Source organism: Herbaspirillum huttiense, from assembly GCF_004367745.1.
Classification (GTDB): domain Bacteria; phylum Pseudomonadota; class Gammaproteobacteria; order Burkholderiales; family Burkholderiaceae_D; genus Herbaspirillum; species Herbaspirillum huttiense.
Genome location: NZ_CP037993.1, coordinates 4,986,397 through 4,999,031 on the forward strand (window position 1 = coordinate 4,986,397; position 12,635 = coordinate 4,999,031).

General features: G+C 61.4%; 13 protein-coding genes. 11 read left to right on the forward strand and 2 right to left on the reverse strand.

Features of this window, described 5'->3' with window-relative positions:
* Window positions 1–266: 266 nt before the first annotated feature.
* The 11 genes from E2K99_RS22290 to E2K99_RS22335 all read left to right on the forward strand — a co-directional run bounded on the left by E2K99_RS22290 (window position 267) and on the right by E2K99_RS22335 (window position 10,491).
* Window positions 267–3,020, forward strand: coding sequence for a type VI secretion system Vgr family protein (locus tag E2K99_RS22290; protein WP_134223596.1), 2,754 nt, complete (start codon window positions 267–269; stop codon window positions 3,018–3,020).
* Window positions 3,017–3,649, forward strand: coding sequence for a hypothetical protein (locus tag E2K99_RS22295; RefSeq protein WP_134223597.1), 633 nt, complete (start codon window positions 3,017–3,019; stop codon window positions 3,647–3,649). The genes E2K99_RS22290 and E2K99_RS22295 overlap by 4 nt, the downstream gene beginning before the upstream one ends.
* A 47-nt stretch (window positions 3,650–3,696) precedes the next feature.
* Window positions 3,697–4,173: a hypothetical protein gene (locus E2K99_RS22300; protein WP_134223598.1), complete on the forward strand. Its 477-nt coding sequence runs from the start codon at window positions 3,697–3,699 to the stop codon at window positions 4,171–4,173.
* Between the two features lie 4 nt (window positions 4,174–4,177).
* Window positions 4,178–4,411 (forward strand): T6SS immunity protein Tli4 family protein, encoded by a 234-nt coding sequence (locus tag E2K99_RS26235; RefSeq protein WP_166675096.1) that lies wholly within the window; start codon window positions 4,178–4,180, stop codon window positions 4,409–4,411.
* 29 nt (window positions 4,412–4,440) lie between these two features.
* Window positions 4,441–4,707 carry a PAAR domain-containing protein gene (locus E2K99_RS22305; protein WP_134223599.1) on the forward strand — a complete coding sequence of 89 codons (267 nt, stop codon included), beginning with the start codon at window positions 4,441–4,443 and terminating at the stop codon, window positions 4,705–4,707.
* Between the two features lie 249 nt (window positions 4,708–4,956).
* Window positions 4,957–5,769: a basic amino acid ABC transporter substrate-binding protein gene (locus E2K99_RS22310; RefSeq protein ID WP_134223600.1), complete on the forward strand. Its 813-nt coding sequence runs from the start codon at window positions 4,957–4,959 to the stop codon at window positions 5,767–5,769.
* Window positions 5,770–5,870: 101 nt separating this feature from the next.
* Entirely contained in the window at window positions 5,871–6,614 is a 744-nt protein-coding gene (locus E2K99_RS22315) for an amino acid ABC transporter permease (RefSeq protein WP_134223601.1), read from the forward strand.
* Between the two features lie 85 nt (window positions 6,615–6,699).
* The gene (locus E2K99_RS22320; protein ID WP_134223602.1) at window positions 6,700–7,998 is read left to right on the forward strand and encodes a TIGR03862 family flavoprotein; all 1,299 of its coding nucleotides are present in this window, start codon (window positions 6,700–6,702) and stop codon (window positions 7,996–7,998) included.
* Window positions 7,995–8,204, forward strand: a complete 210-nt coding sequence (locus E2K99_RS22325) for a SlyX family protein (RefSeq protein ID WP_083859453.1) — start codon at window positions 7,995–7,997, stop codon at window positions 8,202–8,204. Before E2K99_RS22320 ends, E2K99_RS22325 begins: the two co-directional genes overlap by 4 nt.
* A gap of 45 nt (window positions 8,205–8,249) precedes the next feature.
* The gene (gene dinB, locus E2K99_RS22330; RefSeq protein WP_134223603.1) at window positions 8,250–9,404 is read left to right on the forward strand and encodes a DNA polymerase IV; all 1,155 of its coding nucleotides are present in this window, start codon (window positions 8,250–8,252) and stop codon (window positions 9,402–9,404) included.
* A 160-nt stretch (window positions 9,405–9,564) separates the two neighbouring features.
* Entirely contained in the window at window positions 9,565–10,491 is a 927-nt protein-coding gene (locus tag E2K99_RS22335; protein WP_034330361.1) for a recombination-associated protein RdgC, read from the forward strand.
* Window positions 10,492–10,508: 17 nt separating this feature from the next.
* Here E2K99_RS22335 and lhgO read toward each other — a convergent pair whose 3' ends face one another.
* Together lhgO and E2K99_RS22345 are read right to left on the reverse strand one after the other, a co-directional pair.
* Window positions 10,509–11,726 carry an L-2-hydroxyglutarate oxidase gene (gene lhgO, locus E2K99_RS22340; RefSeq protein ID WP_134223604.1) on the reverse strand — a complete coding sequence of 406 codons (1,218 nt, stop codon included), beginning with the start codon at window positions 11,724–11,726 and terminating at the stop codon, window positions 10,509–10,511.
* Window positions 11,727–11,794: 68 nt separating this feature from the next.
* On the reverse strand, window positions 11,795–12,436 hold the full coding sequence (locus E2K99_RS22345) for a TetR/AcrR family transcriptional regulator (RefSeq protein WP_121040689.1): 642 nt from the start codon (window positions 12,434–12,436) through the stop codon (window positions 11,795–11,797).
* Between the last annotated feature and the right edge of the window lie 199 nt (window positions 12,437–12,635).

Genomic DNA, 12,635 nt, shown 5'->3' on the forward strand with positions numbered 1-12,635 from the left:
AACGAGTGGACTGCCGATCAAAATTGCCAAAATAATTTGGCGGAAAAATAGAATTTCTTCCATTGAGAAAGTGCCTCGCGCAACGGAGACTGTCGCCTTCGTCGCCCGAGGCCCCGGCTGTACCGAGGAGTCCATGGGCATTGGCCGCATCCGGGACATCCTCCTTCAAACCGGGCAGGCGCGCTTCGCAAGAAGTCCTGCGTTTTTTCCTGTTTGTTCACTGGCATGGTCCCGGCTGCGCGAATTCTCTCCGGAAGCCGCATCGCATGCCCTCACCCTCGCCGAATGATTCACCACGCTCCCAAGCGCGCATCACGCAGCATCGCCGGCTGCTCCAGCTGGACTCGACACTCGGGCCGGACGTCCTCTTGCCACAACGGCTCATCGCCACCGAGCGACTCAATGACGGCTACGAAGTCACCCTCGATCTGCTGAGCACGCACACCGGCATCGCGCTGGAGCAGTTGATTGCTCAGCCAGTCACGCTGTGGATCCGGCAGCATGACGGCGATACCCTGCCCTGGCATGGCTACGTGCATACCGCAAAACGCCTGGGCAGTGACGGCGAGATCGATTTCTGCCAGCTCACGTTTTCTCCCTGGCTGCATTTCCTGCGCTTTCGCAAGGACGCGCGTATCTGGCAGGACAAGCGGACCGAGGACATCCTCGCTGACGTCTTCAACAACCATCCGCAAGCACGCGGCCATTACCGTTTTGTCCTTGAACGAACTTACGTCCCGCGATCCTACTGCACGCAGTACGAAACCGACTGGCATTTCGTCCAGCGCCTGATGGAAGAGGAAGGCTGGTTCGCCCATCACGAGCAGCGGGAAGATGGCAGCGGTCACGTTCTGGTCATCACCGACAACACCTGGAACCTGCCCGGCCCGCCCCAGCAAGGCATCGCCTTCCACGGTGCTGGCCCCCGCGACGAGCTCGACAAGATCCTGCATTGGAGCGCCAGCCGCACGCTTTCCTCCAAGACATGGCGGGGCCGCAGCGACGACTACAAAGCGCCTCGCATGCAAAAGGAGGCCGAAGAACAGGTGATGCCCGAATACGGCCACCTGCCCGCGCAGCTGGAGATGTATGAGTACACCGGCGCGTACAGTTTCAGGCTGCAGGAACAGGGCAATCGCCAGGCCGACCTGCAGGTGGAACAGTGGGAGTCTTCCATGCAGCGCTACGCTGCCGTCTCGGGCGTGCGCAATCTGGCTTGCGGGCGCTGGTTCAGGCTGGAAGACCATCCCCGGCATCGGACAGAGCCGGACGGGGAACGCCAGTTCGTCATCCTGGCCATCGACTGGTTCATCGAGAACAATCTTCCCCTGTCGCATCAGGCGCTGGATTTTCCGGGCAGCCTGAGCACTGCGCTGGCGGCCTTCAAGGAGTATATCCGGCGCGAGCGGCAAGTTGACGAAACGGACAACGAACACACCGGCCATTGCTTCAACCGCTTTGAGGTACAGCGCCGCAAGCTGCCGTTTCGTGCTGCACGCTCGCATGCCAGGCCGGTCATGCTGCCGCAGACGGCCATCGTCGTGGGGCCGGCCAGTGAGGAGGTCTATACCGATCATCTCGATCGCATCAAGGTCCAGTTCCGCTGGGACCGGATCAATCCCGGCAGCGAGGCGGCGTCATGCTGGGTGCGGGTGAGCTATCCCAATGCCGGCCAGTCCTGGGGTGCCATCCAGGTGCCGCGCATCGGACAGGAAGTCATTGTCTCCTTCCTCAACGGCGACCCGGACCGGCCGGTCGTGACCGGGCGCTTGTTCAATGGGGAGCAACGCCCGCAGTGGCATACCAACGGTAGGCTCTCGGGCATGAAGTCCAAGGAATTCGGCGGCACCGGCTTCAACCAGATGGTGATGGACGACACCCCTGAGCAGAACCGGATTCATCTCTACAGCACCCATACCCATGCGCAATTGAATCTCGGCTACATGGTCAGCCAGACGGGCAACGAACGTGGCGGCTTCTTCGGCAGCGGCTTCGCCCTCAGCACCGATGCCTACGGTGCCATCGTCACGCACAAGGGCTTGTACATCAGCACCTATGGACGGCCAGGCGCACAGGGAACACAACTCGATGCCAGCGAGGCTAGCGGCCAGCTGAAGGCCGGTGCATCCCTCAGCCGGACCCTGTCGGAGACGGCAGCGAAAGCTGGTGCGGAACCTTTGGCGGGACATGAGTCATTGCGCGACTTCGCCGATGCCACGCAGGCGGATTACGAGGATCCGTCGCAAGCGCAGGCCAATCGCTTCAAGCAAGCCATTCTGCTGGCGGCCTCCCCGGATGGCATTGGCCTGACTACGCCCAAAGGCGTGCACACGCATGCTGGTGCCGAAATCACGCTCTCATCAGGAACGGATACCAGCATCGCCGCCGGAAAGAGCCTGCTGGCCAGCGTGGCCGAGAAGATCAGCCTGTTCGCCTTCAAGGCCGGGATCAAGCTGTTCTCCGCCAAGGGCAAGGTGGAGGTGCAGGCGCAGAGCGACGATCTGGATCTCATTGCGGAGAAGGTGGCCCGGCTGCTGTCAACGAGCGGACGCGTAGAGATTCATGCGAGAGACGAGGTGATGATTTCGGCAGGAGGATCGTTCGTCCAAATCAACGCGTCAGGGATCACGCAAGGTACACCGGGGAAATGGGAAGCCAAGGCCTCCGTGCATTCGATGCCTGGTCCAGAGCGACAATCATTCGCCATGCCGCACATATCAAAGCCGACTATCGAGAAATCCGATCTGGAATTCAGGCATCTCACTGACTGGGGCGAGCCCTTGGCCGGTGCTGTCTACAAGGCAGTCCTCAGCGATGGAAGCATCCGCAAAGGAACTCTGGATGAAAAGGGAATCGCGCGCCTCAGCGGGGTACCGCCGGGCAGCAATGCCAAGATTGAATACAGCTATCAAACGCTGCAGGCTGAATCCAAGGTAGGCACGGACATGCATGACGACCTAAGTGAATTGCTGGGTTGGACACCCAAGCTAGTCAGCACGGACAAGAAAGGCAACCCATGAGCCGGCGCGATTCAGAAGATCCAAAAGTACAAGGCATCCTTGATGAAGCCTGGCAGCAGGTGGTCGGCGGTATGGATTGGATGAAGTCCGTTTTCTTAGGCGAATTCGTCGATCATCGCCCCCTTTCTGCGGTAGTGGCGGACATGTTGATCAGCTTCGTTCCAGGCGTGGTCATCGTTACCAGCGCAAGAGATGCAGTGGCCGTCATTATTCGCATGGCGAGCCATCCTGAGAAGCGCGAGGAATTGATGGAGTGGGTACTGCTATGTGCCTGCCTGATCGTCATTGCCCTACCGCTGGCAATGGCCGCTGGAGGTGCGCTTGCCGCTGGTGTGGGAGCCATCATTGGAGGACTGGCCGGATCGGAGCTGGGAGCAGCACTACGCGCGGTCATGCTGCTCCTGATCAAGGAAGCCTCCAAACTGCTGGAACTGATCCAGTTTCTGCAGAAGTTCGTCAAGGGCGACGTCATGAAATTTCTGCGCGAAGTCAAATTCGCGCGCTATGAAAAATCGTTGCTTGCTGTGGTACGGAAGTTGATTGGACAATTGGTTTCGATGGTCACGGCCTTGCGAGTACATCTGGAAAGCATTCGCTATTTCGACTCGGTAAAAAACGTTATCTCATAAAGAGCCACCTTATCTGGATAGCGTATTAAGAAAATTGGAGATATAAATTGAATAGAAAAACCATCGTACTTACGCAATTTGATGCCACGGTTCAATTACTTCAGGTCGATCTTCTTACCTTAGAAAGAAAGCTCATCCCCGCAGCGAAAATTGATTCCAGCAAGATCTGCTTTGGTTTTTTTGAAATAGAAAGCGAGTCCCCTACCCTGAACACGGTAGCGCTATTCGCCACGCCAGAAGGTCCAGTAATGCTACTTAACGATCGGCTCTATCCGCTCTCTTTAGGAAAAACAAAAATAAAAATATCAGATGAGGGAAAACACACTCATTTCCGCGTTTTTCATGAGAACCAACATATCTTTGGAATGTTCATGGAGCCAAAATTCGGGATCGGACTACACCCGTATAGCAACGAGCGCGAAGACATCGATTTCTATTATTGGTTAAGCACGAAGGTAGGAAATCCAGATTTCTATTCAACCTATACAAGAGAAATCGTGTACTGCGATCTGGACGACGAATAAGGTCGTGGCGAAAAACAGATATCTCCGCTATGAGGAATCGCGCGGGGGTGAAGGCATCAGCAACCCTTTGATCGACGTTGAAATGAATGTAGGCACGCGCAAACCAGAACCTGATCCCGATGCCCCCAACGAGCATGAGTATCCGCCCATCCTCTCTCCCAGCCTGAGTGACGCCGAAGCCATCCACCTGTGGGATAAGGTCCTCCCGACGCTACGCACACTCCCCGGCGCATTCTGATCGTGCCCCCTCCTCAAAGAAAGCCACGCATGCCACTGCCCATCATCCGTCTCGGCGACTCCACTTCCCATGGCGGCAAAGTGATCTCCGCCTCTCCCACCCATACCCTCCGCGGCATCGGCATTGCCCGTGTCGGGGACCTTGTCAGTTGTCCCAGGGAAGGGCATGGCACTAATCCGATCATCGAGGGGGCGCCGACCTGGCTGATCGGTGATCGCATGGTCGCCCTGCAAGGGCATCATGCGGCCTGCGGGTGCAGCCTCATTTCCAGCCTGGCCACGGCCTCCTATGGCTGACAGCCAGCGCTGCAAGTTCGGACCAAGGCAACATTTGCGCATATCCGCCCTGAAAATTGCACTCACGCCACGCTTCCCACCTTTTCCTGCCCCTTTTTGACGCACCATTGCCCGCCAACACCCCCGGGCGGTTTACAATGCCGCCTGCAAAAAAATCCCCCCGAGTTTCACCCAAGCAACACCGCCCGCCGCGCTACCCGCTCGTCTGTCCCTGTTGCCCCAAACCATTCCAGACAAGGAAATCAAGCAATGATCAAGATGTTCTCCCGCCACGCCCGTACGCTGGCACTGACCGCCGGCTTCGTCGGCATGCTGGGCCTGGCCGCCTGCGGCAAGCAGGAAGACAAGAGCGCCGCCGCCCCGGCGCCGCAAGCCGCAGCCGCGCGTGTCTACGTGGTCGGCGTGGAATCGGCCTACGCCCCCTTCTCCTCGGAAAACGAACAGAAGGACGTGGTCGGTTTCGACATCGACGTCATGAAGGCCCTGGCCAAGAAGATCGGCATCGAAGTCAAGTTCGTACCGACGCCCTTCGAAGGCTTCTTCAATTTCCTGGCACAAGGTGACCGCGACCTGCTGATCTCGGCCATCACCATCACCGATGAACGCAAGAAGTCGGTGGCCTTCTCCGAGCCCTACTTCGTGGCCACCCAGACCATCGCCCTGCCGGCCGCCGACACCAAGGTCAGCAAGATGGACGACCTGAAGCCCCTGACCGTCGGTACCCAGAGCGCCACCTCCGGCGACGAGCTGGTGCAGCAGGTGCTGGGCAAGAACAGCGCCAAGATCAAGCGCTTCGACTCCACCCCGCTGGCCCTGAAGGAACTGGAAAGCGGTGGCGTCGACGCCGTCGTGGCCGATGAACCGGTGGTCAAGAACTACATCGCCAACAACCCCAACAGCAAGCTGCGTACCGTGACCGATCCCAGCTTCCCCAAGGAAGACTACGGCATCGCCGTGCGCAAGGATGATCCGGAACTGCTGGCCAAGATCAACAAGGGCCTGGCCGACATGAAGGCCGATGGCAGCTTCGCCGCCATCAGCGCACAATACTTCGGCAAGTAAGCCCTGCCCGGCGCAAGGCCGGCAGCTCATCAGGACGGCGGCATCTGCCGCCGTCCTGTCTTTCCAGAAACTGATTTTTACAACCACCAATCGAGTCCGACATGGATTTCCGCTGGAGCATCATCCAAGGCTACGCGCCACTGTTCGCCAAGGGCGTCCTCATGACCTTGCAGGTGTCGCTGATCAGTATCCTGATCGGCACCGTGATCGGCTTGCTGGTGGGCATGCTGCGCCTGGCCGACCTGCAGCACGGTCCGTGGAAGTGGCCGCTGAAGCTGCTGCGCTGGCTGGCCAGCTTCTACGTCGCCTTCTTCCGTGGCACGCCGCTGTTCGTGCAGATCATGCTGATCCACTTCGCGGTGATGCCGCTGCTGGTGCAACAGGAACATGGCCTCTTCATCACCGGTGAACTGGCGCGCACCATCAAGCAGGACTATGGTGCCTTCCTCTCCGGCACGGTCGCGCTGTCGCTCAATGCGGGAGCCTATATTTCGGAAATCTTCCGCGCCGGCATCCAGTCCATCGAACGCGGCCAGTCCTATGCCGCCGCCAGCCTCGGCATGAACTACGGGCTCACGATGCGCTACGTGGTGCTGCCGCAGGCGTTTCGCCGCATGCTGCCGCCGCTGGGCAACGAAGCCATCACGCTGTTGAAGGATTCCTCGCTGGTCTCGGCCATCGGCCTGGCCGAACTGGCCTATGCCGCGCGCACCGTGGCGGGCACGTATGCCCGTTACTGGGAGCCGTATATCACCATCTCCATCCTGTATTTCTCCATGACCATCTGCCTGGCGCTGGTGGTGGCCCGTCTGGAAAACAAGTACAGCGCGCCGCATCGCCGCTGACCGATTTGCCCGCCGATCCGCAGCGATCAGCGGGAAGCGCGTGCGCTGCTCGCAGGCGGGCGGTATCATGCCGCGCATGACATCGATGCACACTCTCCCCCAACTCGCTCCCGGCAGCCGCCGCGTGGCCGTGATCGGCGCCGGTCCGGCCGGCCTGATGGCCGCCGAAGTCCTGGCCGCACAAGGCGCCGCCGTGGACGTCTACGACGCCATGCCCTCGGCCGGCCGCAAATTCCTGCTGGCCGGACGCGGCGGCATGAACATCACGCACTCCGAACCGCAACCCGACTTCCTGCCGCGCTATGGCCATCGCCGTGAACAGGTCGCGCCCTTCGTACGCCGCTTCGACGCCGACCAGTTGCGCGCATGGATACACGGCCTGGGCATCGAGACCTTCGTGGGCAGCTCGGGCCGCGTCTTCCCGCGCGAGATGAAGGCCGCGCCGCTCTTGCGCGCCTGGCTGCATCGCCTGCGCGAAGCCGGCGTGCGCTTCCACATGCGCCATCGCTGGGTGGGCTGGCAGGAGGACGGCGCGCTGCGCTTTGCCCATCCTGACGGCCACACCGATGTGCAAGCCGATGCCGTGGTGCTGGCTCTGGGCGGCGCCAGCTGGCCGCGCCTGGGTTCGGATGGCAGCTGGGTGCCGCTGCTGCAAGACCGCCAGGTCGAGGTCGCACCGCTGCTGCCCTCCAACTGCGGCTTCGAGCTGGACTGGAGCGAACATTTCCGCAGCCGCTTCGCGGGCGAACCGGTCAAGCCGGTGGTGGCCAGCACGGCACTGCCCAGCGGCGGCGTGCAGAATCGCCGCGGCGAATTCATCATCACCGCCGAAGGCATCGAAGGCAGCCTGGTCTATGCCATGTCCTCGGCCTTGCGCGACACCATCGCCGCAGAAGGCGCGGCGCGTCTCTACCTGGACCTGCTGCCCGACTGGCCGCTGGAAAAAGTGGAAGCCGAACTGGCCCATCCGCGTGGTGCGCGTTCGCTCTCCAGCCACCTGCAAAGCCGCCTGCATCTCAAGGGCGTGAAGGCCGGACTGCTGCGCGAGCTGGTCAGCAAGGACGACTTCGCCGACATGGGCAAGCTGGCGCGCGCCATCAAGGCCCTGCCGCTGACCGTGCTGCGCACGCGTCCCATCGCCGAAGCCATCAGCAGCGCCGGTGGCGTCAGCTTCGAGGCGCTCGATGATGCGCTGATGCTGCGTGCCCTGCCGGGCGTGTTCTGCGCCGGCGAGATGCTGGACTGGGAAGCGCCCACCGGCGGCTACCTGCTTACCGCCTGCTTTGCCACCGGGCGCGCCGCTGCGGCCGGTGCCTTGCATTGGCTCATCAGTGATGACCGCGCTGCCAGCCTGAGCAACTCTTCCAAGGAACAACACAAGTGACCCAAGACGACCGCCTCATCGATCTGGAAATGAAACTCGCCCATCAGGAACACCTGCTGGACGAACTGAACCAGACCGTCTATCGCCAGGAAAAGAAGATCGAGGAACTGGACATGCTGCTGCATGCCCTGGCCAAGCGCTTCAAGGAATTGTCCGACACCAGCCAGGACCGCGCCGCCGCCAACGAGAAGCCGCCGCATTACTGATCGCGCCGCTTCCGCTTCCGCTTTTTCTTCGCTGCACGCACCACCATGGCCAACGCACGCCGCATCGCCCACCTCGACATGGACGCTTTCTATGCGTCGGTGGAATTGCTGCGCTATCCCGACCTGCGCGGCCAGGCGGTGGTCATCGGCGGCGGTTCGGCCACGCGGCCGGTGGAATTGCCCGACGGCACGCGCCAGTATTTCCGCATGCGCGATTACGCCGGGCGCGGCGTGGTCACCACCTCCACCTACGAGGCGCGTGCGCTGGGCGTGTTCTCGGCCATGGGCATCATGAAGGCAGCGCAGCTGGCACCGGACGCCATCCTGCTGCCGACCGACTTCGAGGCCTATCGCAAGTATTCGCGCCTGTTCAAGGAAGCGGTGCGCAGCATCGCGCCGCTGATCGAGGATCGCGGCATCGATGAAATCTATATCGATCTTTCTGCGTGGCCCGATACCGCGCATGAGGTCGCGCGCCAGATCAAGGACGCGGTGCATGCCGCTACCGCCCTGACCTGCTCCGTCGGTGTGGCGCCCAACAAGATGCTGGCCAAGATCTCTTCCGAACTGGACAAACCCGATGGGCTCACCATCCTCACGCCCGAGGACATCGAGCGCCGCATCTGGCCACTGCCGGCACGCAAGATCAACGGCATCGGACCGAAGGCCGCCGAGAAGCTGGCGGCATTGGGCATCGAGACCGTGGCCGACCTGGCACGTGCATCACCTGAAATGCTGCGGGCACATTTCGGGCGCAGTTATTCGGAATGGCTGGGCCGCGTGGCACAAGGCGTCGATGATCGTCCGGTGCAGACTTATTCCGAACCCAAATCCATCAGCCGGGAAACCACCTTTGAACGCGACCTGCATGCGCGTGCCGACCGTACGCAACTCTCGGAAATCTTCACCGCCCTGTGCGTGAAGCTGGCCGGTGACCTGGAGCGCAAGGGCTATGTCGGCCGCACCATCGGCATCAAACTGAAATACGCCGATTTCCAGGGTGTAACGCGCGATGTCACGCTGCCCGCACCCACCGGGGACGCTGCCACCATCCGCCAGGCGGCGGGGGAATGTCTGAAGCGAGTGCCGCTGGAAAAGAAGCTGCGCCTGCTCGGTGTGCGCGTGGGCGCGCTCTCGCGCAAGGATGAGCTAGCCTTGACAGCGCAGGCGCTGCAGGCGGAGTTGCCGTTCGGCGGCTGATCCATTTTTCCGCGAACTATTTGTGCGTTTTCCTGACGTACTCTGCGGCAAGCCCGGCCACGAAAAATTTAACTGCAAGCGTGGACAATCCGACATCGCTTGCGGCGAGACGGGCGTGTAAAATCTCCCCCTTTCCCTCTTTGCCCTGCTCCGGAAACCTATGTGGTTCAAGAATCTCCAGATCTACCGTTTGCCCGCACCGTGGGCGATCAATGCCGACGAACTCGAATCCCATCTCGCGCCGCAGGCCTTCACCGCCTGCTCCAGCCTGGACATGCAGAGCCAGGGCTGGGTGCCGCCGCGCAACAATGAAAAACTGGTGCATGTGGTCAACCGCCAGCTGCTGTTGAAACTCGATACCGAGAAGAAACTGCTGCCCTCGACCGTCATCAACCAGGTCACCAAGGCCCGTGCCGCCGAGCTGGAAGAGCAGCAAGGTTTCCCGCCGGGCCGCAAGCAGACCAAGGAATTGAAGGAACAGGTCACCGACGAACTGCTGCCGCGCGCCTTCTCGGTAGTGCGCAGCACCTGGGTATGGATCGATCCCGTCAACGGCTGGCTGCTGGTCGATGCCGGCTCGCCCTCCAAGGCCGAAGAAGTCCTGAAGCTGCTGTTCAAGGCCATCCCCAAGTTCCCGCTGGAAACGCTGCGTACCGTCATGTCGCCGGCAGCGGCCATGACCGACTGGCTGGCCAGCGACGAAGCGCCCAACGGTTTCACCGTGGATCAGGATACCGAACTGCGCTCCACCGCCGAGAGCAAGGCCACGGTGCGCTATGTGCGCCACACGCTGGAAGCCGACGACATCCGCCGCCACATCGAAGCCGGCAAGCAGTGCACGCGCCTGGCGCTGACCTGGGCCGACAAGGTGTCCTTCGTGCTGACCGAGAACCTGTCGGTCAAGCGCATCGCACCGCTGGACGTGCTCAAGGAAGACAGCGAGATCGCCGGCAAGAACGACGATGAACGCTTCGATGGCGACTTCATGCTGATGACCGGCGAGCTGGCCAAGCTGCTGACCGCGCTGGTCGACGCGCTGGGAGGCCAACTGAAGGAAAACGACGGAACACTGGCCCGCGCGGCCTGACCGTCGCGGCGTTTTTTTCATATCGTCCCGTGCGGGTGGATCAGGTTGCGCACGATGTGCTCGCCGATGGCCAATGACGAGGTGGCCCCGGGCGAAGGGGCATTGCGGATATGCGTGACGCGGCTGCTCTGGCGAATCACGAAATCATCCACCAGCCGGCCATCGGGTTCCATGGCCTGGGCACGAATGCCGCGCACCGCCGGGGTCACGCTCACCTCGGACAAGGCCGGCACATAGCGGGCAGCTTCGCGCACGAAGTGCCGCTCGCTGATCACCGTTTTCAGTTCACGCAGGGTCGCGGCCATGTTGCGGCTGGCGAATTTCCAGAAACCCGGATAGCCCAGATAGTCGGCCACGTCGCGCAGGCTGAACCTATCCCCTTGGTAATTCTCGCGCCCCAGCGAAATGAAGGCGTTCGGACCGATGGTCATCTGGCCATCGATACGCTTGGTGAAATGCACGCCGAGGAAGGGAAAGCGGGGATCGGGCACCGGATAGATCAGGCCCCGGACATGCGACTTGAAGGCTTCATCGATGACGTAGTACTGACCGAAGAAGGGCACGATGCGCGGCGTGGCGACATCGCCCGATTGCTGCGCCAGCCGGTCTGACTGCAGGCCGCAGCAGGCGATGACGAAATCGAACGCATCACCGTGCACCTCGCCGCCGGCCAGTTCGATCTGCACATGCTGCCCTTGTTCGAACACGCGTTGCACCGCTGCATTGAGACGGATCACGCCGCCCCTCTGCACGATCTCCTGCGCCATGTGCTGCGCGATCTGGCCATAGCTGACGATGGCCGTGCGCGGCGAATACAGCGCGCGCAGCCCTACGCAATGGGGTTCGATCTCGCGCAGGCGTGCGCCGTCGATCATCTCCACATCCGGCACGCCATTGGCCAGCGCCTTGCGATGGATGGCTTCCAGGCGCGGCAATTCGTCCGCCTCCAGCGCCACCACCACCTTGCCGCATTCATCGTAGGGCAAGCCATTCTGCTCGCAGTAGGTCCTGACCAGCTCGACGCCGCGCCGGCACAGCCGCGCCTTGAGGCCGCCCGGCTCGTAATACAGGCCGGCGTGGACCACGCCGGAATTATGGCTGGACTGGTGGCGGGCCACGGCGTCTTCCTTCTCGAAGACGGTGACGCGCACATCGGGTTGATCCAGCAGCAACTGGCGGGCCACGGCCAGGCCGTTGATGCCGCCGCCGATGACGGCATAGTGCAAGGGTCTCATGAGGCTGGTAAGGGTCCTGGTAACGGCAAAGGGAGGGAGGATATCGTAACGGGCGCAGCCGGCTTCATTCACTCCGGCGGCAGCGCATGCACCATCACGTTTTCCAGCGGCAGCATCGCATGCGGCAGCGTGGCGGCCAGCCGCGCCGTGGAGACCCCATCGCGCGCACCCAGCGCCAGTCCGTTGAGAAAGCTGGTGTAAAAATCGCCCAGGGCCGTCACATCGGCATCGGCCCGGATCTCCCCTTCACGCTGCGCCTGCAGCAGGCGCGCGCGGATTTCATTGCGGCGCTTGTGGCGACGTTGCGAGAGCGCATCACTGTGCTCGCTGTTTTCGGGCGCACAGTTGATGGCGGAAATCACTACCATGCACCCCTTTCCTGCCGGCAAGCCCGGCACCGTCGACTTGCCCGAATACATGCGCACGCTGGCGCGCAGCATGGCTTGCAGGTCTTCGCGAATGCCCTTGCCGGCCTGCAACAGGCGCAGCGGTTCGGCGCTGATGGTGCGCGAGTAGACCTCCATGACTTCACGGAACAGCGCATCCTTGTCGCCGAAGGCCGAGTAGAGACTGGGCGCCTTCACGCCTATGGCCTCGCACAGATCGGCCATGGTGGTGCCTTCGTAGCCCTTGCTCCAGAACACTTGCATGGCCTGCTGCAGCGCCTGGTCGCGGTCGAAGCTGCGCGGGCGGCCACGGGTTTTTATCATCGGTTTCCTTTGCGGGGGATTACCCCTGACGGTAATGGTGTTGCGGAGAAGTGTAGTTTAATTTAGTCGGCATTACAAAAATAAATCACCAGCCCTTGAACTTTGGGGAAGAGGTTCCTATTATCTAATGCTCGTTACATAAATAAACTTTGTAGCGGGCAATTTGATCAATCCTCACCATCAACACTGAATCCAGCAT

What these genes read in the sequence shown, in the direction of transcription:
- dinB (WP_134223603.1), top strand. Translation starts at nt 8,250, where the DNA reads ATGGCCAACGCACGCCGCATCGCCCACCTCGACATGGACGCTTTCTAT.
- E2K99_RS22335 (WP_034330361.1), top strand. Translation starts at nt 9,565, where the DNA reads ATGTGGTTCAAGAATCTCCAGATCTACCGTTTGCCCGCACCGTGGGCG.
- E2K99_RS22305 (WP_134223599.1), top strand. Translation starts at nt 4,441, where the DNA reads ATGCCACTGCCCATCATCCGTCTCGGCGACTCCACTTCCCATGGCGGC.
- E2K99_RS22310 (WP_134223600.1), top strand. Translation starts at nt 4,957, where the DNA reads ATGATCAAGATGTTCTCCCGCCACGCCCGTACGCTGGCACTGACCGCC.
- E2K99_RS22290 (WP_134223596.1), top strand. Translation starts at nt 267, where the DNA reads ATGCCCTCACCCTCGCCGAATGATTCACCACGCTCCCAAGCGCGCATC.
- E2K99_RS22315 (WP_134223601.1), top strand. Translation starts at nt 5,871, where the DNA reads ATGGATTTCCGCTGGAGCATCATCCAAGGCTACGCGCCACTGTTCGCC.
- E2K99_RS22345 (WP_121040689.1), bottom strand. Translation starts at nt 12,436, where the DNA reads ATGATAAAAACCCGTGGCCGCCCGCGCAGCTTCGACCGCGACCAGGCG.
- E2K99_RS22295 (WP_134223597.1), top strand. Translation starts at nt 3,017, where the DNA reads ATGAGCCGGCGCGATTCAGAAGATCCAAAAGTACAAGGCATCCTTGAT.
- E2K99_RS22320 (WP_134223602.1), top strand. Translation starts at nt 6,700, where the DNA reads ATGCACACTCTCCCCCAACTCGCTCCCGGCAGCCGCCGCGTGGCCGTG.
- lhgO (WP_134223604.1), bottom strand. Translation starts at nt 11,726, where the DNA reads ATGAGACCCTTGCACTATGCCGTCATCGGCGGCGGCATCAACGGCCTG.